General features: G+C 59.9%; 17 protein-coding genes. 10 read left to right on the forward strand and 7 right to left on the reverse strand.

The features are described 5' to 3' along the window. The first annotated feature begins 137 nt into the window (after nucleotides 1-137). Nucleotides 138-1,985: a zinc-ribbon domain-containing protein gene (locus AC1MCA_RS19160; protein WP_479799891.1), complete on the forward strand. Its 1,848-nt coding sequence runs from the start codon at nucleotides 138-140 to the stop codon at nucleotides 1,983-1,985. Nucleotides 1,986-2,029: 44 nt separating this feature from the next. Here the strand turns inward: AC1MCA_RS19160 and AC1MCA_RS19165 are convergent, their stop codons facing one another. The 3 genes from AC1MCA_RS19165 to AC1MCA_RS19175 form a co-directional block, all read right to left on the reverse strand. After that, a complete protein-coding gene (locus AC1MCA_RS19165) occupies nucleotides 2,030-3,502 on the reverse strand; it encodes a competence protein CoiA (RefSeq protein WP_479799892.1) in 1,473 nt (490 codons plus the stop codon). 275 nt (nucleotides 3,503-3,777) lie between these two features. After that, nucleotides 3,778-4,092, reverse strand: a complete 315-nt coding sequence (locus tag AC1MCA_RS19170) for a hypothetical protein (protein WP_479799893.1) — start codon at nucleotides 4,090-4,092, stop codon at nucleotides 3,778-3,780. A 13-nt stretch (nucleotides 4,093-4,105) separates the two neighbouring features. Further along, the gene (locus AC1MCA_RS19175) at nucleotides 4,106-4,321 is read right to left on the reverse strand and encodes a hypothetical protein (protein ID WP_479799896.1); all 216 of its coding nucleotides are present in this window, start codon (nucleotides 4,319-4,321) and stop codon (nucleotides 4,106-4,108) included. An 85-nt stretch (nucleotides 4,322-4,406) separates the two neighbouring features. On the opposite strand from AC1MCA_RS19175, the gene AC1MCA_RS19180 reads away from it, so the two are divergent. After that, nucleotides 4,407-4,721: a helix-turn-helix domain-containing protein gene (locus tag AC1MCA_RS19180; protein ID WP_479799898.1), complete on the forward strand. Its 315-nt coding sequence runs from the start codon at nucleotides 4,407-4,409 to the stop codon at nucleotides 4,719-4,721. A 396-nt stretch (nucleotides 4,722-5,117) separates the two neighbouring features. On the opposite strand, the gene AC1MCA_RS19185 is transcribed toward AC1MCA_RS19180, so the two are convergent. Next, nucleotides 5,118-5,510 (reverse strand): hypothetical protein, encoded by a 393-nt coding sequence (locus tag AC1MCA_RS19185; protein ID WP_479799903.1) that lies wholly within the window; start codon nucleotides 5,508-5,510, stop codon nucleotides 5,118-5,120. 554 nt (nucleotides 5,511-6,064) lie between these two features. Between AC1MCA_RS19185 and AC1MCA_RS19190 the strand changes: the two genes are divergently transcribed. From AC1MCA_RS19190 to AC1MCA_RS19210, 5 genes are all read left to right on the forward strand, one after another. Then, entirely contained in the window at nucleotides 6,065-6,787 is a 723-nt protein-coding gene (locus AC1MCA_RS19190) for a TnsA-like heteromeric transposase endonuclease subunit (RefSeq protein WP_479799906.1), read from the forward strand. A gap of 5 nt (nucleotides 6,788-6,792) precedes the next feature. Continuing rightward, complete coding sequence (locus AC1MCA_RS19195) at nucleotides 6,793-8,826, forward strand: Mu transposase C-terminal domain-containing protein (RefSeq protein ID WP_479803465.1); 2,034 nt, start codon at nucleotides 6,793-6,795, stop codon at nucleotides 8,824-8,826. Between the two features lie 98 nt (nucleotides 8,827-8,924). Beyond that, nucleotides 8,925-9,938 carry an ATP-binding protein gene (locus AC1MCA_RS19200; RefSeq protein WP_479799907.1) on the forward strand — a complete coding sequence of 338 codons (1,014 nt, stop codon included), beginning with the start codon at nucleotides 8,925-8,927 and terminating at the stop codon, nucleotides 9,936-9,938. 433 nt (nucleotides 9,939-10,371) lie between these two features. Continuing rightward, nucleotides 10,372-12,039, forward strand: coding sequence for a zinc-ribbon domain-containing protein (locus AC1MCA_RS19205; RefSeq protein ID WP_479799908.1), 1,668 nt, complete (start codon nucleotides 10,372-10,374; stop codon nucleotides 12,037-12,039). 245 nt (nucleotides 12,040-12,284) lie between these two features. Continuing rightward, nucleotides 12,285-13,256 (forward strand): DUF4238 domain-containing protein, encoded by a 972-nt coding sequence (locus AC1MCA_RS19210; protein WP_479799910.1) that lies wholly within the window; start codon nucleotides 12,285-12,287, stop codon nucleotides 13,254-13,256. A gap of 545 nt (nucleotides 13,257-13,801) precedes the next feature. Here AC1MCA_RS19210 and AC1MCA_RS19215 read toward each other — a convergent pair. Then, a complete protein-coding gene (locus AC1MCA_RS19215; RefSeq protein ID WP_479799911.1) occupies nucleotides 13,802-15,736 on the reverse strand; it encodes an ATP-binding protein in 1,935 nt (644 codons plus the stop codon). After that, on the reverse strand, nucleotides 15,729-16,967 hold the full coding sequence (locus tag AC1MCA_RS19220; protein ID WP_479799913.1) for an SIR2 family protein: 1,239 nt from the start codon (nucleotides 16,965-16,967) through the stop codon (nucleotides 15,729-15,731). Before AC1MCA_RS19220 ends, AC1MCA_RS19215 begins: the two co-directional genes overlap by 8 nt. Before the next feature lie 265 nt (nucleotides 16,968-17,232). Between AC1MCA_RS19220 and AC1MCA_RS19225 the strand changes: the two genes are divergently transcribed. The 3 genes from AC1MCA_RS19225 to AC1MCA_RS19235 all read left to right on the forward strand — a co-directional run bounded on the left by AC1MCA_RS19225 (nucleotide 17,233) and on the right by AC1MCA_RS19235 (nucleotide 19,469). Next, a complete protein-coding gene (locus AC1MCA_RS19225) occupies nucleotides 17,233-18,351 on the forward strand; it encodes a DUF4365 domain-containing protein (protein ID WP_479799915.1) in 1,119 nt (372 codons plus the stop codon). A 358-nt stretch (nucleotides 18,352-18,709) separates the two neighbouring features. Continuing rightward, complete coding sequence (locus AC1MCA_RS19230) at nucleotides 18,710-19,036, forward strand: DUF6308 family protein (protein WP_479799916.1); 327 nt, start codon at nucleotides 18,710-18,712, stop codon at nucleotides 19,034-19,036. Further along, a complete protein-coding gene (locus tag AC1MCA_RS19235; RefSeq protein ID WP_479799917.1) occupies nucleotides 18,978-19,469 on the forward strand; it encodes a DUF6308 family protein in 492 nt (163 codons plus the stop codon). Before AC1MCA_RS19230 ends, AC1MCA_RS19235 begins: the two co-directional genes overlap by 59 nt. 819 nt (nucleotides 19,470-20,288) lie before the next feature. Here the strand turns inward: AC1MCA_RS19235 and AC1MCA_RS19240 are convergent. Then, the gene (locus AC1MCA_RS19240) at nucleotides 20,289-21,794 is read right to left on the reverse strand and encodes an HNH endonuclease signature motif containing protein (protein ID WP_479799918.1); all 1,506 of its coding nucleotides are present in this window, start codon (nucleotides 21,792-21,794) and stop codon (nucleotides 20,289-20,291) included. Between the last annotated feature and the right edge of the window lie 476 nt (nucleotides 21,795-22,270).

Below are 22,270 nucleotides of genomic sequence, written 5' to 3' on the forward strand. Positions count from 1 at the left end.
GCGTCAAAGTATCTACAGACCAGCCGTCATCTAGACCGGTGGTGTCGCTGGCCAGCTGGAGGGGCGCTGCGAGTTAGGCTCATATCGCCCGTCTACGCATGGTTGTGGACGGATGGAAAGCGGAACCCCGGGGGACCATGGAGAAGACTATAGCTGCGGCTCAGGCTGGCACTCAACCGTGTTCGAAGAATGGTTGCTCCAACGCAGCGGCCTACAATACTCGCAGTAAGCCGGCGTGGTGCGTCGACTGTATCGACGACATCCTGCGCGAAGGCGGACTTAAGGCCGATGAAACGTTCACCGGCCTTAAGGAATGGCGCCTCACCACCTGCCTGAACTGTGACGTGCAGGCCCACTACAGGTTCGAATACACCCTTGATAAAAACGCCCAGCGCGAAAAGACCTGCAGGGCCTGCTACTGGACCGAATGGGCGAAGATGGCCCGGCAGATGGCAGGTGAGACGGCTCCGGCCCGCATATATTCTCGCGATGAGATCATCGCCCACCTCGACGTGAACGGTTTCGACTTCGTCGCCACGACGGTGGACGCTAACGACGGCAATGACCCCATCATCACGTGCTGCCGGTCCTGCGAGAGGCTCTCCGCGCAACGCATGGGCGACATCGGCTGGGGCTGTTCATGTACCCGCAACGTCCGGTCTGCCAGCCCAACGGCGAAGACCGCCCCCGCTGCGACCGCCCGGAACATTCGATCCATAAATCCGGCCAGCACAAAAACGGCCAAGCTGCTCCTGGCAGACTCCGACGATCCTGCCCGCGATTGGTGGGACCACGAACGCAACGACGAAAAGAACTTCCGGACCGTAACACTGCGAGCCACCCGGACCTGCCACTGGGTGTGTCCGGAATGCCGTCTTTCATTCCGCGCCAAAGTCCTGGACATGACTGACGGCCGCCAGTCCTGCCCGGACTGCAAAGTGATCCGGGATGCGGCATGGGATGCTGAGTACGAACGGTTAAAGACGACTCCTGTCGCTGAGGTCCCTGAACTGGCCCAGGCCTGGGCCGATGAAGCGGACCCCCGGACCGTCATGGTCGCCGGGGAGTGGCAGTTGAGGCGGTTCCGCTGTCCCGCGGGCCACCACCCACGGATCGGCCCCCTCAGATTCCTCAAGTCGGGCTGCCCGAGCTGCCGCGGCGCCGAGACACGGAAAGCCCAGACGAACTGGCTGGCCGACACCCTGCCGGAGATCGCCTCGCAATGGCACCCGACGCGCAACGGCAAGCTCACTCCCAAAGACGTCGTCTGGGACTCACAGCGCAGCGTGTGGTGGGTTGCCGATTGCTGCGATCACCAATGGGAAGCGACTCCACGGTCGCGGGACAAATACGAAAGATTGCGTTGCCCGCAGTGCCGAACCATCCTCGGATCTCTGGCGTGGCAGGACCCCGGCTTGGCCGCGGAATGGAGCCCATCCAATCCAGTTAGCGCCTGGAATGTTCGCCCCTACGCGTCAACGTCGTTCCTGCCGGAGTGGATATGCACCATCAGTAAGGCGCATGTCTGGAAGGGTTCTCTCAGCGGCCGTTCGAACGGCGCCGAGTGCCCGGAGTGCCGTGAAGTCGGCAAATCCAAGGTCGAGCTGGCCCATCATGCTGCCGCGGAAGAGTGCTTCACCGGAGCCCGCTCCGGTGCCGTGCTGCGGGACAAAGCGTTCACAACACGCAAATCCTGGTCGGCGGACATCAGCGTCGACATTGCAGGTCGCCTCCTCGTTGTGGAGTATGACGGCGCGTACTGGCACCAGGACCCTGCCAAGGTGCTGATCGATGTGCGGAAGAGCGCTGACCTGCTGGCGGCCGGCTACCTGGTGGTCCGGCTCAGGGAGGATGACCTGCCGTCACTGCAGATCAAGGATGCGCGCTACCACGAGATTCGTGTTTACTCTGCTGCGCCGCGGCCGATGAAAGCCATGGAGGACGTCTTGTCATGGCTCACCACGCTGGATGGTGCTCCGGCATAAGGCATGCATCTGGGGCTGCGGTCTTTACCTGATGATCGGAGGGGCTAGCGACGTGGAATCGCCACGCAGCGGTCGAGCATGCGCCCCAGCAACGCCGCCCCCTCGTCCGCAGGCTTCTCGCCTGCAACGATCCTGGCGTAGGTCTGGTCGGAATAGTGCGGGGAACCGTCCGGGACGTTAGCCCTGGCCCTGAACTGTCGCCACAGGCATTCATATTCGGGGTGCGGATCCTTGCCGCACCAGTCACACGCCCCTGGCGGAAGCCGACCGCCGGCGGTAACAGTGATGGCGTTGGATCTGTGATTGGTCCCGCGCGGGCCAGCTGGCGTCACCGATGCCGGCGGCTGCTGAATTTCCGGGCCGCTGAGGATGGACCACTTCTCCGGCAGGAGGCGGGAGATGAAGTACTGGCCCATAACGCTGTCGCACGCAGGACAAAAGAAGGCGCTGTACTGCTTGCCGCTGGCCTTAGTGTGCCTCAGCCGGATCCCGGCTTTCGGTATATCGGCCCGGGTCGCGTTCATCCATTTGTCGATGACCAGGTGGACCTCGGGATGGTTCTCAAACCGCTTGTGGCCCACCTCGGGCTTGACGTCCACGCCGGGGACTCGGACCCATCTGTTTTGGAATCCCGGACTCCTCGCGTCCCAGACCAACATCGGTTCTTCGCAGTGCCAGCAGGAGGTGAGGCTGCCCCACACGAACGTCTGCGTGTCCGTGCCCACCAGGTGAATTCCGAACGCCGATTCCGGGGAGGCGGAGCGGTCGTTCATCTCCACGATCGCCTGCTCGATGGCTTCATGCTTCTTCCGCTCGGCCTCGGCCCGGGCGGCTTCCCGCTCAGCTTCCGCTTTCCGCCTGGTGGCCTGATCTTTGGGGGAGCCCAGTTTCCAGGACGGGCCGCGGAGGAGCAGTGCGGTCACGAAGGCGCCGAGCGTATCGTCAGCTTTGACGAAGGCCTGGTCGGCCGGCAGCTGCAGCAGATCGGCGACGTCATCGGGCAGCTTCGAAGTTTTCCCAAAGCCAGTTACCACCACCGGGACTTTGCTCTCGTAAGGCTCCTGGCGGCGCGGTACCAGCCACACCGGGAAGATGCCGCCGTCGAAGTACCGCTGGGTGCGTTTGAGGTAGTCCGCTGGGCTCTGTGAGGACAGCTGGACCTCGAAGGCAATTTGCGTGCCGGGGTCATCCGACTCAGCCAGGACATCGACGGTCCATTCCCGCGATGGATGCTGGTGCTCGACGATGGCGTGCCAGCCTGGGACCTGGTCGATGCACTGCCTCAAGGCCTCTTTCATGGCAAGGTGCTGGGCTGTCTCACCGCCGTGTTCGGCCTTGCAGTCCCTGACGCTGTGGTGGGCGAAGTATCTGGTGGAGGCGCCGCGGGCCATGGCGACCGCCCGCGTGCCGCACAGGGGGAGGACCATGCGCCTGCGTTCCTCGGACCGCTGCAGCTCGGCCCAGGAGTCAGGTGAGTACGTCGTAGCATCGAGCCGTTCCCCATCCAGCAACGCCACGAGCAGCATTATCCCCCCTGTCAGCATGGCCGGTATCGGCACTGGAGCTGATTCCATCACGAGGCCCCGCCTGTATGTCAACACACAGTTTGGCAGGGATGCTGCTGAGTCTCGCAGACTCCTGGGCGTCGCCGACCCGACAAGCTCTTTCACGGTCCACGAGCGGTCCAACGGCGGCAGCTATCTGCCACCACTCGGCATCCCCAGTGTGGACGATGATGTCGATACGGCTCGGTGACGGTATCAGGTTTACAGGACCAGCATAAGCGCCCAGTTCATGCCTCCGAAGGGTTTAGGGCGTCGATCCGCACCACAGGCGAGGTCGTTCTGAGGGTAGGGATGTGGTCGTCGCGGACCTGGATCCAGTAGCGGGCGGACGCCCCGACAGCACATGACTCGAGCAAAAGCAGCTCAAGTGCTTCCCCGTCGCGGCGCAGCTGCGAGAACCCCGTGTCCAAGAAATCGACGAGAGGCGCGCTGGCGGCCATCTGCCGCTTCACCGTTCTGGCCTTCAGATCGAGCAGATAGTGGCTACCTGTAGCGGTCGTCACCAGGTAGCGACCCGCGTTGTCATTGCTTAGCTGCCGCATCAAGTCTCCTTTGCTAATCGCACTCCGGTGGGGCCGGAAGCTGGATCTCGAGGTATTCAGGCGTCACTCCGTCCTGAATCTGCATGCGGAGATCGAAGGTGGGATCGAAGCCCTCAGGCACGTAGCTGAGAAAATGCCTTAGGTCCGGCACAGACACATCCTCGTTTAAGTCGAGAATTACTGAAACGCCCACGTGGACGCCTTTCGCTAGTAGTGATTTGTCGCTCAAGTATCACTAGTGGAGCAGACAATTATGTTCAACTCTAGTGGCATGAGGTGTGCCTACCAGACCTTCTCAGACCAGCCTCGAACAGATGCAGCGCTGGGAGAAGCGCCGCCGACAGGTCGGGGCCCGCATCCGCGAACTCCGAGTCCTCCGTGAGCTCACGCAAGAGTCCCTGGCGCTCGAGGCGCAGCTCAGCCGGAATATGGTTATCGGCATTGAGTGGGGCCGAAAGAGTGTTGCTTATGAACGCCTCTGGGACATTGCTGATGTTCTAGAAATCGACATCCTCGATTTGTTCGCGCCCCCTTTGACCGGCATCACCAAGAGAGAGCGCAAGAAGGCCTTTGCGGGTAACTCAACGCCTCGGAGATCCCGCCCGTTTCCAGCGTGGGCACGCCGATAATGAATATCGTCATCTAATAGGCCGTTTGGCGATTTCCGTGTCCCGAGTAGGCTGTTGAGCCCTGCTTCTGCTCCCATGAGGCGGCGCCTAGCGGCATCGTGATTACGCCGTCTTCAGAGGCTTGCGTCTGGGTCCGTTTTGCATTTGCTACCTGGGCCAACGCCCTACGGCATGGGATCTGTGCCGCGGCCAGCGAAGATGCACTCGCATCTGCCCCCTGATCTGCCACTAACGCCATCTGATTTCCGGCTTGGATCAGTGGATTCAAGCTTGGTTCAATTAGCTACTGTCGCCGGCCCGGCCGCGGCACACTAGATCAGTCGTTCACGAATATAACCCACGAGATTGCGGACGGGGGCCGGACCGGCTGCACCCTTGGCCGTCGGCATGGCCTCGCTACAGTCCTTCTTCGGTTGATGAAATGAAGGACGCATCCTTGCTCCGGCTAAGGGGAGTCGGGTCCTCGACGAGGGGTTTTACTACGGCGCCAAGGAGGCGTTCAGCATCCGAAACATCCTCCAGTCGCATCAGAGCTTCTCCTCGGAGGACCTTTGCCATGCGGTCATATCCGATTCCTGCAAGTTCGGCGTAGGTGCGTATGCTGTGGCCCCTTTCTTTTAGTCGTCCTGTGATCTTGACTGCCAGCGCGTGCTGAAGTCTGGCGGCCTCTATCTGGGATGCTTCCGATTCGGAGGTGCCCGGGAGCCATGAGATGTCAGCGACTTTGCCGAAATTCTGACGGTCACCCGGGGCTGCCATTTGGCGGGGGCGGAATCGGGGATCACTCATGCTCCGATTCTATGCCGGGACCGTTGGGAATTGGACATGTCCAATTCGGCCCTAGGCGCCAGCGGAGTCGTGTTGGGGCAGTGGTTTTCGAGGCTGAGGTTCCTTGTAGCCCGGGGCTGCAAGCTGGACGCGGCACGGCTGCGGGAATTATGTCTTGAAGGGGTGTGAATCCGGTGCCACGTCACTGTGAATGCGACCCGGCGTGGCTGGCCCTCAGAAAAGCGAAGATGCCGGTAGTATGCATGTCTAATAGACATGCATACTAGTGATCGCACGGCGGACGACTCAGGGCTTGGAGGCTACGTGAGAATAAACAGGCACAAACGGCTGACCCGTACGGTAACCGTGCCAATACCTCTGACTGTGCTGTCATCTGGACGGATCTCAAGGGCGCAGCGCCTAAGTCAGTTGCTGAACAGCGAGTGGGCCTAATGCGTCGGACTCTCGGCGCGCCGGGTAATGAGAACAAAAAATTGCAGTCTGCTTGCTGGCCTCATGCGGCGAGAAGTAGTGCCGTTGGGCGACGCGACACCTCGGACCCGTACAGGCACGTGGTGTCGCCCGATCGCTTCCTACTGCTGTGGGAACAGGACGGGGTAACAAAACAGAAGCAGATGCGCTCCGACCTGACACCGATGAATTTCGAGGACGCTGTGCCGGTCCGCTCGGGCCGCAACTACCAGCACCGGCGGCACTATGAGGGGATGTATCCGGTGGTTTCTACGGGACAGGCAGTGTGGTACGAGTCGATGCTTGAGTGGCAGTGCCTGATGCAGCTGGATCACAGGGGTGCCCTTGCCGGGATCTCAACCCAGCCGTTCTGCCTGGTGGGCCCGGATCGTTTCCGGCACTACCCGGACTTCTTCTACCGTCGTGGCTCTGATGGCGCGGGGGTGGTGGTGGATGTTCGGTCCGCTGACCGAATCGACGAAGCGACGCGTGCACGATACGAGTTGACTGCCTCGCTCTGTCGCGAGGTCGGGTGGGAGTACGAAATCATGCATGGTCTGACCGGTTGGGCTGCCATGAACCTTGAGTGGTTGTCGGCGTTCCGGCATTCGCGGTTCGCCTTGGCGGCCCCAGTAGCGGAGCGCCTCACTCCGTACATCCGAAATCCTCGGTCATTCGTTGACGCCGCCAGACTGATCGACTTGCGGGCGCCGGAGGCGGGCAAAGCTGCTCTTTACCATCTGATGTGGACACGCGAAGTAGTAACCGTTTCTGATGGACCATTTTTTGAGGAGATGTTGATCGTGGCAGCAGGGTTCGAATCGTGAACCAGATGAGCGGATTCAGGCTCGGCGACGCCGTTGCTTTCCGTGATCGCGAGTGGGTGATTGCCACTATTGCCGGTACGGTTTTCGGTCTGAGGGAAGTGCTGTCGGGCGATGTCATGTCCACGACGTTGACAGAGCTGGTTCTAGCTACCGGACGAACTGATGCGCTTGAGTCATCGAGGTCGAGGATGATCGCGTTGCACGACGCTGACGCGGCGACGATCCTTCTGGCAGAGCATGTGCGCGAACTGGTCGACGGAACTGCGCCAGGTGGGGGAGATCCACGCCCTGAGTACGGCCTTGGCCATCCCCAGGGCCAGCGCAACGGCCGGAAGCTGGAGGAGCTAAAAGGGCTCGGAATCCGGGTGGGCGATAGCACGCTACGCCGGTACATCACCGAGTACCGGAAGTATGGGCCAGCAGCGATAATTGATGGCCGATCAACTCGAACCTACTTACCCTTAGACGGTGTTGCCGACGAGGTTATCGCAACTTGTGACGGACTGATCCGGGAACGCGTTCGCAGCTCGTCGACCACTTGGACCAACCTCGCCGCCGAAGTGCGCGTGAGGTTCCTTGTCGAGTGGCCGACCAAGCATTCTCTGCTTCCGGGGAAGAAGAAGATCATTCAGGTCCTCCAGGAGCTGTCCGGCGATCTTGACCCGACGGGATCAGCGAAAAACCGGCAGACTGCAGAGAACTCACCGAAGCGCGTTTTTAGCCCGCGTCCTGCGTTACTACCAGGAGGCGAGGTCCAAGTCGACTCGAGCCCATTCGACGTGATCGTGCGGATGCCTGACGGAAGCCCCGGCAAGGTCGAACTGACGATCATGATTGACAAGGCCACTCGGTCGATCATGGCCACCAGCGTCAAGAAGAAGAACACCGGTACGGACGTTGCCGCAATGCTGGCCGACTCCATGACGCCTCCACCGCTGCGCCCAACGGGGTTGCCCGCAATCGACACCTGGCGCCTACGTCGCATGGAACTGCCGTGGGCCAAAAACTTGACCCACGACCAGAAGTCGCTGCTTGACACGACCCGCCCGGCAATAATTGTCAACCGGCTGGTTACTGACAACGGGAAGGACTACAGATCGCATGTGGTCGAGGCGGCCTGCGCGCAGCTGGGGATCGTCCTGACCCGCTCGTCGGTGCGAACACCCACGGACAAAGCCAACGTGGAGCGGGCGTTCCACACCATCAAGACAAGGTTCGTGATGCTGCTGCCCGGCCAGACGGGCGGCACCGTCGAGGCGCGCGGTCAGCAACCGGAGAACGAAGACCTTCTAGATGTCGAGGAACTGATTTGGCTCTTTGACGCTTGGGTAGCTCAGGTATGGCAGAACAGCCCAATGGAGGGTTTGCGTGACCCCCGGCATCCGGCGGCACCGCCGCTTAGCCCGAATGCGATGTACGCAGCGATGTTCCCTTTCGTCGGGTACGTACCGATGCCCCTCAGTGAGCGCGACTACATATCGCTAATGCCCGTCGACGAGCGCACGATACAGAAGGACGGCGTGGAGTTTGGTCGGCGTACCTACGACTCTCCCGCGCTGGCGCAACACCGATCCTCGGGGTTGCTGGGCAAGAAAAAGTACGAGCTCCGTTACCAGCCCAACGACCCCAGCCGAATCTGGGTTTACATCGACCAGACTGACGAGTACGTCGCATGCGACTGGCGCGACCGTCGCGTGGACACGCCTCACTCCCGACGGATGTGGGACTTGGCCGGGCAGGTACGCAGCACTTTCCATCCCCTTGATCCCGATGACGGCCTCGGAGAAACTATCTCACTGATCGACCGCGCCCATAGGCAGTGGAAGAAGGAAGCCGCAAAAGCCGAGCGGGCCGAGCTTGCCGAGCACCTCGACGAAGTGCAGGGCCGTACGGCCCGTACGGGTCGTGCCGCCCTTCGCGCTGTTGACGACGAGGCACCCGCCGCCACCACGACCAATCGGGCGGACGGCCAGGTCGATGATTGGAACCTTGACGACTGGGAGCCCGACGAAGCATTCGGCATCGAAAAGGAGGTCTGAAGGAGGTGAAGTACCGTAAACGATTGCGCACGGGCGGAAACCTCTCCCACTATCTTGGGTACCTGACTTGGGCACAGTCCCAGCGTGAGGCTGTCCGCATGCCGCCGAACGATGCCGTCGCCGCTATGACCCCCCTGCAGCGGCGCGAATACGACGAGGCTCGCCAGATCTACCTGTCGCGCGGCATAACGGTCGCTACCAGGACTGTCCATGACCTCGATGCGACTGTCGTGGAGCAAATGGACACGAACTTCGCCAAACGTGGCGGTGGCCATGGCATATTCCTCTCTGCGCCGTCCGGTGCTGGCAAGACAACGTCCCTGCACCGCGTACTCGGTGCGGTGCTCGCCGACCTAAAACAGGACGATCCGGAATTGCTTGAACGTGGAGAGGTCCCTGTCGGATACGTGTGCATCCCGGCACTGGGAACTCCGCGCTCCGTCTACCAAGTGCTCGCTGATTATCTCGGTATCGACTACACGGCAGGCGTCACCGAGGCCGAGCTGTCAACAATGGTTCGCAATGGAATTAACTTAACCCGGATGGAGCTCCTGGCGATCGACGAGGTCCAAAACCTCGACAACGCAGCGAACGCCGGATCTGTGGCTGACGCTCTCCGCCGACTGGGGGACGACGTGGACGCCACGATCATCTTGGCAGGCATCGACCTTGAGCACACCTCCATCACGACCGGCCGTCGGGGCGCTCAGATCGCCAACCGCTTTCGTCGCGCGGCCGTGTACGACTATGCCGATGATACACAGGAGGATTGGAGGAAGCACTGGCTCAGCTTGGTGGGAGGAATGGCCGCAGCTCTGCCTCTCCACGACAGTGATCCAAGGGAAGTAGTGAAGCTCTCCTCGCTGCTGTTCGACATCACTCGAGGCTCGGTGGGGATGCTCAACTCTGCGCTCACTCAGGTCGCCCGTCGCAAGATCTCTGAAGGCGCCCTCGAGAAGGAACAGGTGACTGCCGAGGATCTCGATCGCATTGCACTAACCTTGCAGGCTGAACGCCACCGGGTCCGAGTGACTGCGGGCGCGAATGCCTTGGGGAGGAAGACCTCGGTAGTTGGTACACGCGGGCGGGGAAGGAAACGGGCGAGTGCTTGAACCCAGGCCGTCCTTGGCCTCAATATTAGTCCCCGAGCCCGTGCCCGGAGAGACACCGGCAAGCTTTGCCCGCCGGCTGGAGGACCGCCTCGGTGCTCGTCATGGTACTTACCTCGGCAAAGCTACCTCTGAACTGCGGAGACTCGGGATCACCGAACCGACGGTATCGCAGGGATATGACCAGCTGGCGGATCTCCTCAGGGAACGCTGCGGTCTGGCAGATGACCACTTCGAGCCCGGACTATGGGACCTAGCCAGGGCCTGGTGCTCCTGTCCCGGATGCGGACCTGTCGTAGAACTCGATGCGCGACGCGCAAATTTCGTCTGCCAGAAGCACGGTCTTTGGACGGGACCGGTTACCGTCGAATCTCACGATCGCTTGGACCCCGCACCAGCAGGTCCCCTTCATGGGGATCCAGTGGGAGCGATAGTCATGAGCGCAGGACACCTTCTTGAGCAGCGCATTCAGACGCATGCCGACACCGTGGGCGAGTGTATTCGTCGTGCCATGTCAATGCGCTCTCATGGCAGCCGCCGAGACCCGGAGCCCGATGATCTGCCGGTCGCAGCCGTATTAGTAGCTACGGCGCTCGATGCGCGTACTCTTCACGACGTGGCCGTAGCCATCGACACCAAGGAGGCCTATGAGCGTGTCGAAAGCCGAATTAGACACGCCGCGTCGGAATTGCTGCAGTTCGTCACAGATCTGCAGTTGGTCGAGCTGACGGACCAGGCCTGGTTGCTAATTCGACCGGCAGTCGTTGCTGCGCGAGTCGCGTCTGGTCAAGACATCCCTGTCGATGAGATGGACTCCGTGGTGCCCTTGCCCTTCGCCTTAGCGGGACTGCCGTTCAACGCGCCGCCGGGGGAGTGGTTCGCGCAATTGAGAACCATTCGAGCCGACGACTCTTGGTGGATCGATCGCTTCGTAGCACGGGGCGCAGGGTATGTCAGGGGCAGCAGCGCCTGGACGTTGCTGTGTCCCGTAGGCCATTGTCTCCATGACAGCCAGTCGAGAGCACGGCGTTACTTAGAGAATGAGTTCCACTGCCCGGTTTGTGCAAAATCCCGAGCAGTCAAAGGCATCAGCTCCTTACTTGACACCCACCCTCACATCGCGGCGCAGTGGGACCATAAGAAAAATGGCGATCTCACCGGTGGCGAGCTGCTCGGCGGCTCGGGCGTCAAGATTTGGTGGCGCTGTACTGAGGGACACTCGTGGCAAGCCACCGTTGCCAATCGCGTTCATCGACGTTCTGGCTGCCCTTACTGCAGCGCCAAGGCTGTGTTACCGAACCACAACGACCTAGCAACGACGCACCCGTCTCTCGCAGAGTTTTGGGACCCGGGGGTCGAGCAGAAGCAGCCCTATCAAGTCTCCGCTGGCAATTCAGCTGCCAAGCTACATTTGAAGTGCACGGTTGGCCACCGTTTCGTTCGTTCGCCGGCCAAACTCGTCTCGCGGCCGTTCTGCCCCTATTGTGAAGGCCGCACCGTGGCCGAAGGCGAAAACGATTTCATGACCACACACTCAGAAGCGGCTTCCTGGTGGCACCCGTTCAAAAACGGCGTCCTAGAACCTTCCGATGTGAAAGCCGGATCCGAAAAGCGTGTCTGGTGGATTTGTCCGGATGGTCATGAGTTTGAGCAGAAAATTGATTACCGGAGCAAACTGAAGATACAGCGGTGCCCTGTCGATACCGGTCACGTCTTGCTTTCGGGGGTCAATGACTTAGCAACGAAGCACCCGGAATTGCTTACTGATTGGGACTATGAACGCAATGACGTCGACCCGTCCCAGGTAGTCCCCGGCGTTAGGAAGCGCTGGTGGACTTGCTGTCAAGGACATAGCCAGCACTCACAGGTCCGCAACCGCGTCCGTTCGGGGGGGTGCTCAGTTTGTCTCCCTGAGAATCGCGCCGGAACCCCCACAAGTGAATTCCGGCGGGGGCGTCAAGGCTGGGACAAGCGAGTTGCGCCCCACATACAGAGTGTTCGTGCACCCATGGAGAGTTGGGCAATGACCGACGCTGAGGCAAGTTCGAGTGGTGAGGTGGCTTCGACCAACCCCGGCCCAGAGGCAGGGCGCGGTAGACGATGACGCGGAAAAGGTTGGTATCCAACGATCGTCGCAACAGGCTTAATGTGTAGTACCCCGCCGCCGCGCTGTGTGGAGATTCCTCCTTCTTCGCCGTACTCCGTTTTAGTCGGGGCGACGACTGGGAAAGTAAGACATGTCTTCTCAACTCGGATGGGTGAGAGCTTCTCTGAGTTGCACATGATGACAGACGTGACGCCTAGCAAACACGTGACAACCGTGGGTGCGTGGGGAAGTAATCTAGATCCATGCCGCGGCACCATTACGTTCCCCAGTTTCTTCTCCGCGGATTCTCGGATGAGCGGAACCTGCTGCAGATGGTCTCCCGGACCGACAGGGACGTTACGCAGTTGTCCGCCGTCCGTAAGGCAGCGGCGCAGAATGGTTTCTACGCCATACCGACCGAGGACGTGCTACCTGAAGCCCGTGATGACCATAACTCGGAAGCAATCGAAGCAAGCTTGGCCGAGATCGAATCGGCCGCCGCTGCCGATGTCCAAGCTATCCTCAATGGAAGTTTTACTTTCGACATCGAAGCTCACTACCGTCTGGTCCGGTTGGTCGCATTGCAGCTTTCTCGGGTTCCGGGGTTCCGCCGCGACTACATCGATCTGGCGAACGTCGCATTTAAGGATAAGTTCACATCGAGGCTCACACTCGCCCGCGTAAGAAGGCATCTGGAAGGCACGGGCCTCGCCGCCGATGACGAGAGTGTCCAGCGGCTCTATGACGAGGTTCTTGAGGGCAAGTACTCATTGGTGCCGTCAGACGCACATCTGATCCAGCAAACTATGCGGATTGCCATAGAGACGTTCATGCCCGAACTGTTCCAACGGACACCGAGAATTCTCCGGTTCTCAGATCCGTCCCTGCTCACAAGCGACTCAGGGGCTGGCCTGTGGGACCCGGAGTCGGACCGACCTCGATCCGTTGGGGTCGCCACTGCGCGTGCCATTTTTGTCCCGCTGGACCGATGGACGGCCATAGCGTTCATGCAGTCCGGGAGGCCGTTCGACCGCGTGGTCGAGCCGTTTTGGGCACGTCATGTCAACTTGGCGGTTGCCGACGCCGCGGCCAAGTGGATATACCACCATCCGGACGACGACCCGCTCTCGAAGATCGATTTGCCTCAGCCCCGACGTCTAGTTCGAGAGGTCGAATCCGTCGCAACGCTGAAAGACGGTTCGGTGCGCCTTCGTGGAAAACACTTCTGGTCTTGAACGAGTTGTCGCTTGTGGTCTCCCTCAGGAATTGGCGGCGCGTCGATCTCCAGTACGAGCGTGCCCGTAGATGCGTACCCCAGTCCGCGCCGCAGTGAGCGCGGCCCGTAGGCGATAGCCGGCGTACTTCGAGAAAAAGGGTCAATTGGCTGGAACAACGACTTCTTCGCGTGACCGAAAAATGAGCAGAAAAACTGGGGTCAACTTCGCAGAATGAGCCACTATTCCTGTTTGTGTTTAGGACTAGCCGCCGGAGCACCATTATGCGCACTGAACGGTCACGGACCGGCATGCGACTCTCGGTTCAGGCTCTTCATGAAGCGGCGCTCAGGTGGGACGTTCGGCGCATTGTCTTCGCTCACCGTAGCGCAGCGGTTGGCAGAGCAGCGCGGATTCAGCGTCGTCGACATTGCAAATGAACTTAGGTGGCCGGACGCCCGTGTACGTGCAATTCTCGGCTTAGAAGACGCCGGTCCCAAGCTGCGCTTGCTGCCCAAGGTAGCCCTTGGCCGGGCCTGCCTGGGCAACCTTTGGCGGGGCCGAGACTAATCCGAATGGTCCGAAAGAGTTGCTTCAGCCCACTTGTCGTTAAGCGTCATTGTCTTGCTATTGGGTTCATACGGTCCTTCGATTTCCCTCACACCCACTAGTACGGGGACCTGGGCCGATACACCGGCGACGATACAGGTTCCGGTAGGCAAGATTGGTAGCGATTCAAAGGACACTTTGTCCAGGTAGGAGACTGCCTTTTCGATGGCATGTATGTCGAGGTTGTTGACGAGACGGTGAAGGAAATAGTTGTGGAGTTGGGACACGATGGTGTCTGAGATGTCGTGCGGACGTTGGCTAGCAATCGTGAGGAACACGCCAAACTTTCGCCCCTCTTTGACAATCTCTTCAAAAGTCTCGAGGCGATAGTCTTTCCAGCTGTCGCTCTCTCTCGCCGAAGCTGTAGACAGGATGTTGTGGGCCTCATCGATGATGATGTTGAGAAACTTGCCCTTGTCTGACTTCTTCTTCTTGGAGTCGTAAAGTTGCCGGCACAGCAGGAGCGGTATGACCTTCTTCATGTCGAGGTTGACGTCGCGCAGTGAAATCACAGTCAAAGGCTTGCGGATCAGGCCGTTCTTGGAGACTTTGAGGAGCTTTTTGATCGCTGGCATGCGCGTCTCGAGGCGCTTGATAACTGGTCCTAGATGTTCGCGGTTGGCAAAGCCGCGGAATATGTCGCTGTAGTACTGAATGATCAGTTTGAACCGGATGCGGTTCATGTGTTTGACGAGATTGAAGTGGAGGTCCATCGCCTCGATCTCGCCGAATATTAGGCGCCGGAACGCTTGGTCGTCGTTTGGTTCGTTAGCGTAGATCAGTCCAGCACCGGGTTGACGGTAGTAGAACGTCTTGTACTTGTTGTGATACCCGAGGTTGGCGTGAAGACGGTCGGTGTAGTCCTTCAATTCCGGTGGCGCATCCTGGCCAAGGGCGAGGGCGACTTCTTTGAGAAAGTGGTTGATCGCACCACGGTCCTGTGGGCTATCCCCGCTTTTGATCGCGCCGTGGATGAGGTAGGCGATCTCGTACTTGAGAGCGTCGTCGTCTTGAAGTTTGTCGTCCCAGTATCGACTTTCGAGAGTCCGTTGGATGAACGGCGCTTGCGTCTTCTCGGATGCGTCCAGGAGTACCGTCCAGAAGACGGGGTCTTCGGCAGTCTTTTTGGAAATGGGAAGCCGGTCTTTTCCGTTGCCTCGTGTGGAAAGTATGTACTCTCGCTTCAAGCTGTTATCGGTAATGACGGATGTGGATCTGCCATCGTCAACACGTTCATTAGTGTTGACGTACTCCCCGTTGAAGTCGAACAGGACGAATTCGGCGTTCTGTTTGAACGCGGCTGAGCCTTTGTACGTCTCGAAGAGCTCGTGGTAGATCTTGGCGAGGGTGTAAGACTTACCGCTTCCGGTGTTGCCGAAGATGCCGATGTGGCTGGCGAACACAGCATCAACGCCGATGTTCACCGCTTGGCCCTTCTCCATTGCCAAGGAGCCGATGTTGAGCGCTACGTCATCCTTGCCCACGAAGCTGTGTATCTCGTCGAACTCCTCTTGGGTGAGTAGGAAACAGTCGTTGTTGATGAGGGGGAGTTCCCGGACTCCTCGTTCGAACTTTCCTTTTCTGTCGAAAAAACCGAGGAGACTCACGGTGAGAATCCGGTCGACGTGCGACCGTTTGCTGCTGTATTGCGACCGTGATTCGGCGTCCTCTGTGACGGCTTCTCCGTCGACTTTGGCGACAATGTCGTAGAACCCTTTTGCAATTTTGATGTAACCGCCGACCGAGACGTTCTTGAGGATGTTGCCCTGGTAGAGGAGATGCGAGCCGTTCTTTGACTTGTCGACGCGGACGCGAACAGCTCGCCCACTTATCTCAACAACGCTGCCTATTCTGAAAACCGATAGTTCGCGCTCATCCGTGACATCACGCATGCCCATCGAGCTCCAGCGGCTGGGCGAGCCTGAGGCGAACGTCAACGACGGTGTCAGGCTTGCGTGGAGGCTTGGGGAGTAGCGGTTCGAAAAACTTCTCGGTGATTCGCGTTAGCGAGTACTTTTCCTGGTCAACATCCGCTTCGGCTTTCGGCGGACCGACGACGAGGATGTTGCCGTTCGAGGCGAGATCGGCATTGAGCCGATCTTTCAGTGCCTGCACTTCGCCCGGGAGGTAGGCGAACACGATAATCTGCAATGTGGGGTTAGTTCGGGCGGCTCTTGTAATGAGTTCTCGGATGTGTTCGTCGCGGCAAGAGAAGCCGACTACGAATAAAACACTGTTCTCCTTCTCGAGACTGTTCGAAAACAGTCGCAGCAGGTCATAGTAATTTTGGTTTAGAACCGTGACGCCGAATTTGTCCTTATTCGGATTGACAATCGCGAGTTCTTCGTACTTGGACATGAACCCGGATAAAGCCTTGGCCTCCACCGCATCCGGCTCAGTTGCGCCTTGGAGGATCCCTGGCATCTTGCTGGTCCTTTTGATTTCGTAGAGTGCGTCGTTGGCGGCTATGAGATCTGCTTCGACCGAATCGATGCGTTGTTTGTCAGCGTCGAACGTGATGGCAGTTTTCGGTTCGGCTCCGACGCCAATAGTGCGTGTCTTCCAGCTGATTGATCCGTGAAGTTTGAGGAGATTAAACGTCGGCACCTCCGAAAGGTTGTCATATTGGAGGCTTCGCCGGGACTTGACCGTTCCGAAGTTGCTGGTGCTAAACAGTGGCAGATACCTGCCCGAGAAGCCGTCATTGAGTTCTAGCTGCAGTTCTTCGGCAGCAACCTCCACGGCGACGTCAACGTTGGTCGTGAACAGGTTCACCTGTTTGTCGAGAATCGAACTTCGGCGCCGAACTAGCAGCGTATTCACTGTCCTAAGAAACCCCCGGTAGGACGTGAGCAGGGTATCCGCCTTTGTAGCCTCGGACATAATTAGCCTATTCGGCGCGATGACGCCTTCGAAGAAGTAGGCATAAACAGAAGCGCGCACACGGTCGACTGTGGCTTTCGACGTCGTCTCATCACGAGATAGTTGAGTGAGCCAGTCTTCGACGTCACCGAGCGGCTTTAGGAGATCCGCTGACGCGCCAGCACCAAGGAGAAAGTTGAGATGGGCATCTTGAACGATGTCCCGCAGTTCCTCGACAGCGAGGTGGCTCGTGCTTTGCATGTATTCTGTTCCGCCTTCTCAATTCCGCTGGGTCCCTATTGGGACCTGGCCCTACATGACACGATCCGAACTGGTCATATATAGACTTCGGCGTTTCATGGCTGAAGCGCCGTACTTTGAGGCTAATGCCGGCGGCGTTCGGCGCACGGAAGCCACGCAGCAATCAACTCGGCCTCTGCATGCCCCTGTGCCTGGATGTGCGAAATGGTCGCGACACACGGATAACCTGTTGGGACGACAGTGGATACAGAGATGAAGGCGGCAAATGGAACTTGAGACGTCAATGGCGACCAGGACTCGGATCAAGCACAACGGTGATATGGGCGAAGCGGAGGTGCTGAAGGACTTCCTACAAATGGGCGCGGCAGTGAATTCATTGACCGGCGTTGACTATGGCCTGGATCTGCACGTCCAGGTTCCGCTCGAACCACAAGAATTCGGCAAGTTGCAGAAGTCGTGGCCGCTGTCGGGGAGGGTCGCCCACATCCAGGTAAAAAACATGACAAGTGGTCAGAATCCTGCCGTGGCGCCGGACCGAATCAGGGGATGGATTGCGGGTTCAAAGGTTGGCGTCCCTACGTTCGTCGTTGTCCTCAAAGGAGACCGCCGGTACTTCCTTTCTCCGCGGGACTTGCGGACGGTGTTGGCCGGATGGGAGACGGAGCACGCTGCTGCGCTTGCTGAGGACGCCGAAAGTGAAAGGGCGCGATCTTCAGGAGAGCTCCCTGACGGCGCCGAGATAGATCAGAAGGCACCCAAATCGGTGACGTTGACTGGCGAAGGGCAGCAACCCTTTGATACGAAGTCGTTCCCTTGGCTGTTGCACCTTTGGACCAGATACCCGGCTCTCATGATGCTGACTGATGTTCAGGACTGGCTGGGAGCGGACGACGAAGTACTCACCCAGGGCGGCCATCAACTGATTGGTGATGTTGTTCTTGCATGGATGAGAAGCCACCACCCGGATGCCCCCCTGGATCGGGCAGCGGGAAACACCAATATGAGCGCAGGTCAGCACCTAATGACCGTCACGAATGCGCTGCCGGGAGCTCTGTCCATTGCTCTCTCCGGATACCGCTCCATGTATCCGGTGTTGGCAGACGGCTCAAGCACCCCAGAATCGATGGCGTCGGATTCCTTCGATATGCTCGGAGAGGCCGTGAAAACTTGCGGGTACAGGTGGCCGCAGGCGCCGTTGATGACCTCGTACGCGGTTAGCGCAGAGCCAATCCCGTCGATGCATGAAGCCTGTCAGCTTCTCCGCGACATCATGACCTTTCACTACAAGTGCCGGGTGGAATGGGGTGGGCACTCTGAGATGACTGCTGTCGTCAGTGGTGGCCAAATCCGAACAGAATTTTTAGGGCACTCCAGCCAGCAGTGACGCGGAGGGTGCGATCATGCAGAGCAGCCTTTTTGCCCGGGCAACGATACGTCAGCACGCTTTTCAGGATGCACCTCGTCGAGGTCTTCTGCAGCGTCCGACCTTCTTTCCCAGACTGACTTGATGTGTGCCAAAACGGCGAGGGAGTAGTCAGGGGAACAAAGAGTCAGGCCGGGCGATCGTCCAATATTCCGCGTCCGCAAAGTCTTCCTGCCCGAACTCGGCAGCTACGTAGCGCCGGCAGCGCTCAGGTCCAATGCGCGGGCTGCCGGCGATCAGAGACAGGGTAGATCCGGTGCGCCGAGCGGGTCCGGTAGACGTGCTCCTACCCGTCTATATGCGGCACTAGGCTCGCCTTATGACAGAGAAAATCACAGTGGGGGGCCTGGAAACGAGTGTCGAGCACGCCAAGGAGCTGGCCTGGGAATACCTGAACCAATACGGCGCGTGGACGTACCCTGCCTATGACAACTACAAAGGCAACGGTGAGACGCACACTCTTGGCCGAGAGGACACGCTGGCAGTCGCACTCCTGAACGCCGGGCAGAAAGCGGTGACAAGCCAGTACACATTCCTTGGTCTGCTCGACTCAATCAACCCACTCCTTGGTGACCAGAACCTGAGCGGTGACAAGCCAGTACACATTCCTTGGTCTGCTCGACTCGATCAACCCACTCCTTGGTGACCAGAACCTGAAGGGGACTCTTGATGAGGCGGGGCCGGCCACAATGAAAGCAATCGCAAAACTCTATGGAGTCCTGGACGGAAAGTGCACCCCAGAGGTGAAGTTGATCAAACTATCCAAGGCGCTGCACCGAAAGCGGCCGGGTCTGCTGCCGCTTTACGACGACAACATCTGGCGCTGCTACGGGAAACTCGGGGCTCCCAGAATGCAAAACGTGCGAGACCGCAGCAACACCGACTTCATGATTGCTTGGCTGCCCAAGGTCAAGGAAGACCTTCAAAACGGCATGCAGCACTGGAAAGAGATCGCGGAGCTCGCGCCCGACTACGGACCTGTAGTGACTCCGCTGCGGGCCCTCGACATTGTCGCCTGGCGCCTTGTCGAAGAGATCGAGCCGAGGAAGCGAAAGCGGCCCCGTCGCACTGGGACATGATGAACGCCCCGAACCTCAGGCGTATCCGGTAAAACTAGCTGGCCGCCCGCCAAACTTCCAACTAGACCTGCCACTGTGCCCTGTCCGCCCGAAAAGTGTCGCGCGCATTTCCGCCGATTGGTTGTTGGAAGTTCTTCCAAATAAATCAAAATCTCACATTTTTTGTGAGGGCCGACGGGCAGGACCAGGACGCGCTCCTGGACGGCTCCATCGACAGCCTGGTCCCCCCTGGCGGTGGATTCTGTCCCACCTCACCCCTTCGGACGATCCCGGTGCCACAGCTCCTGGATCCGTGCCGCGGGACGTGTGGCCGTCCTGGGAACGGTACCTCTACGATCGCGACCGGCCGTCGGGGCGCTCAAATTGCCAACCGGTTTCGTCGCGCCGCCGTCTACGACTACGCCGACGATACACAGGAGAACTTGAATATTGAATCCCATCACTCGATACGGTGTAGTCAAGGAGGGGACGATTGCGAAACGCCCGCGCCCTTCACACTGGAACCCGAACTCCTGACCGGTCCCTCTTAGGGCGCTGCTTCCGGAATTGCTCGGTTAGCTCGGACTAGTTCAGCGGGGCGGGAGGCCACCAGCCCTATAGATTCTGCGGGCGGGTGCTTGAGCAATTGCTCAATTAGGTCGGCGTCTCACAGACCACCAGACAATAACTCCAGGATCTGACTGCAAGGGACCCCGCACGCTTTGTGCGGGGTCCCTTTGCTGCGATGAGAACATTTCGGGTGCATCCGGCGTCCCGGATGGGCGGTCGGGCTGCGGAGCCCAAGGGGCAGCGGCGGCCCTGGCAGGTTCCTTCGGCAGCTCACCCTGCACAGAGGTAAGTGTGAAGGCAGTCTTCTCCTGCCGAGCGCGAAATATGAAGATAGTCCGCAGGCCCGCCCCAGGCGGTGGGCGTAGGAGTAGAGGGCACAGAGCGATGCCCCTCGCCGGCTCGCGGCCCCAATGAAGGCGGCCAACGCGGCGGTTCCCAATCCTGGTGTTCACCTCTGTATTTCCGCCCTGAGGGTGAGACCCATCCGGGCGGCTCATTCTTTGTCGCCGGCGTCGATCTCCAGCCGACGGCGTGTTTGAGCCTGTGGTGCTTGGCACATAGCTGTCCCAGGTTGTTGATCCCGGTGGTTCCGCCGTGATGCCAGGCCAGGAGGTGGTCTGCCTCGTTGTCCAGGGACTGGTTGCTGCACCCGGGGAACGAGCACTTGCCGTCGCGCATCCGCAGCCAGTTCCGCATTGCCTTTGTCAGCCTGTAACTGGTCCGGCTTATTTCCAAAGGCGCCCCATCCTGTGGATTAACGAGCACCCGGTGAAACGAGTCAGCTCCGTTGGCCACCAGATCCCGTGCCATAGATACGGGGATAGGCCCGTACCCGTCCAGCATCGCCGGCTCTTCGGTTAGCCCGAGTAGGGAGAAGACGGGAACGGTGACCAGGACTTCCGTTCTCGGCGTGGGGACATCGGCGAGGCCGGATGGCTCGGCCCCGGTCCCGCCGCTGCCGCCGTTATGGCTTCGAAGGGCGGCCGTGGCGAAGGCGTCTATTCGGAGCTGCGTGAGCGTCCGGTCCTCGTGAGGACCTTGCAGGCCCCGGGCGATGGCGGTAAAGCGGTTCCAGATCGCAACTGCTTGGTCCGCGGGAACGTACGCAGACAGCCGCGCCATTCCGTCGTGCTCCGGGGCGTATTCCAAGCACCTGTCCTGCGCGCCCTTGATGTGGCGTTTCTCGATGCTGTCCGGGTGGTGGCGTTCCCGCCAGATCCGGGCCTTGCGTCGGAACCTATAGGCCGGCATCTCGCCGGCCGGGCAACCACCGGGACGGTTGGGCGAATCTGCGTTGAGGAAGTGGGCTTCCAGCGCACCCGCTGCTCCGGCATCAAGGGTGGCGGTCTCGTCCACCATCACCTTGGCGTGCTGCCACGAAACCGTTCCCGCCTGCAGGGCCGCCAAGGTCCGTGGGAGGGACGTTGCCAAGGCGTAGGACTGCGCGAGTAGTGCGCCTGCAGCCCCGTCACCGATGGCCAGTATGCAGCCCACCTCTGCGGCGATTGCCATTTCCTGCGCCTGGACCGGCGCGTCAGGAGGCGCCGCGGACCGTGCGGAGCCGGCGTACGTATTGGCTGCCGCCGCCTTCAGAGCCGCGACCTGAGCCTCGGTCCGTGCAACCCGGGCAAGGATGTCCAGGCACCCGTCAGCGACGGTGGCCAGTGGATCGGTGTCCGCGAGCGTCCCGCAACCGGGCTGAGACACCTCGGCGCGGAGCACGACTATCGCGGCGTCGATCGCCTCGAATGCCCTTGCCGCCGCTTCGCTTGCCATGCACTCAGTATGAGAGGGGGGTGTGACATTTTCCGTAAGCGGCGCCATCCCGAGACGGATCCTTCTGCCGGCATCGCACTTCAACTCGATGGAAGCTGGCGAGAGGCCTGGCGAAATAAAGTGGTGTCGCTCTGTCCCAAGGCATGAGCTTTGCCTGGCTTTCTCGGGGCTCCGCGCGCCGCGCTCCCGTTACGGAGCGAAACCGGCGGGCCTCTGCCTTGGCACATCCGGTTCACTGTTGACGGCATAGCTATCATCGGCTTGTGGGCCCACGTCCCCGATAAAGACTTGAAAATGTCCGGGTGACACACGAGATCGTTGATCGGCACGCCGATTTCTTAGCTTCGGCGCCCTCACTGCTGGCAGGAGCCAGTTGCGCATACGTTCAGGCCGGGCTCCCCGCTCACTTGGAAGTGGAATCCCGCGGTAAGACTCAGTAGCGTCATACCAGCAGCGCAAATTCCCGGCAGACAGGT

It is taken from the genome of Arthrobacter sp. BK1 (assembly GCF_056680055.1).

Coding starts and splice junctions, on each gene's coding strand:
- AC1MCA_RS19160 (WP_479799891.1), top strand. CDS start 138: ATGGAGAAGACTATAGCTGCGGCTCAGGCTGGCACTCAACCGTGTTCG.
- AC1MCA_RS19170 (WP_479799893.1), bottom strand. CDS start 4,092: ATGCGGCAGCTAAGCAATGACAACGCGGGTCGCTACCTGGTGACGACC.
- AC1MCA_RS19180 (WP_479799898.1), top strand. CDS start 4,407: ATGCAGCGCTGGGAGAAGCGCCGCCGACAGGTCGGGGCCCGCATCCGC.
- AC1MCA_RS19185 (WP_479799903.1), bottom strand. CDS start 5,510: ATGAGTGATCCCCGATTCCGCCCCCGCCAAATGGCAGCCCCGGGTGAC.
- AC1MCA_RS19195 (WP_479803465.1), top strand. CDS start 6,793: ATGAGCGGATTCAGGCTCGGCGACGCCGTTGCTTTCCGTGATCGCGAG.
- AC1MCA_RS19200 (WP_479799907.1), top strand. CDS start 8,925: ATGCCGCCGAACGATGCCGTCGCCGCTATGACCCCCCTGCAGCGGCGC.
- AC1MCA_RS19205 (WP_479799908.1), top strand. CDS start 10,372: ATGAGCGCAGGACACCTTCTTGAGCAGCGCATTCAGACGCATGCCGAC.
- AC1MCA_RS19210 (WP_479799910.1), top strand. CDS start 12,285: ATGCCGCGGCACCATTACGTTCCCCAGTTTCTTCTCCGCGGATTCTCG.
- AC1MCA_RS19215 (WP_479799911.1), bottom strand. CDS start 15,736: ATGCGTGATGTCACGGATGAGCGCGAACTATCGGTTTTCAGAATAGGC.
- AC1MCA_RS19220 (WP_479799913.1), bottom strand. CDS start 16,967: ATGCAAAGCACGAGCCACCTCGCTGTCGAGGAACTGCGGGACATCGTT.
- AC1MCA_RS19225 (WP_479799915.1), top strand. CDS start 17,233: ATGGAACTTGAGACGTCAATGGCGACCAGGACTCGGATCAAGCACAAC.
- AC1MCA_RS19230 (WP_479799916.1), top strand. CDS start 18,710: ATGACAGAGAAAATCACAGTGGGGGGCCTGGAAACGAGTGTCGAGCAC.
- AC1MCA_RS19240 (WP_479799918.1), bottom strand. CDS start 21,794: ATGGCAAGCGAAGCGGCGGCAAGGGCATTCGAGGCGATCGACGCCGCG.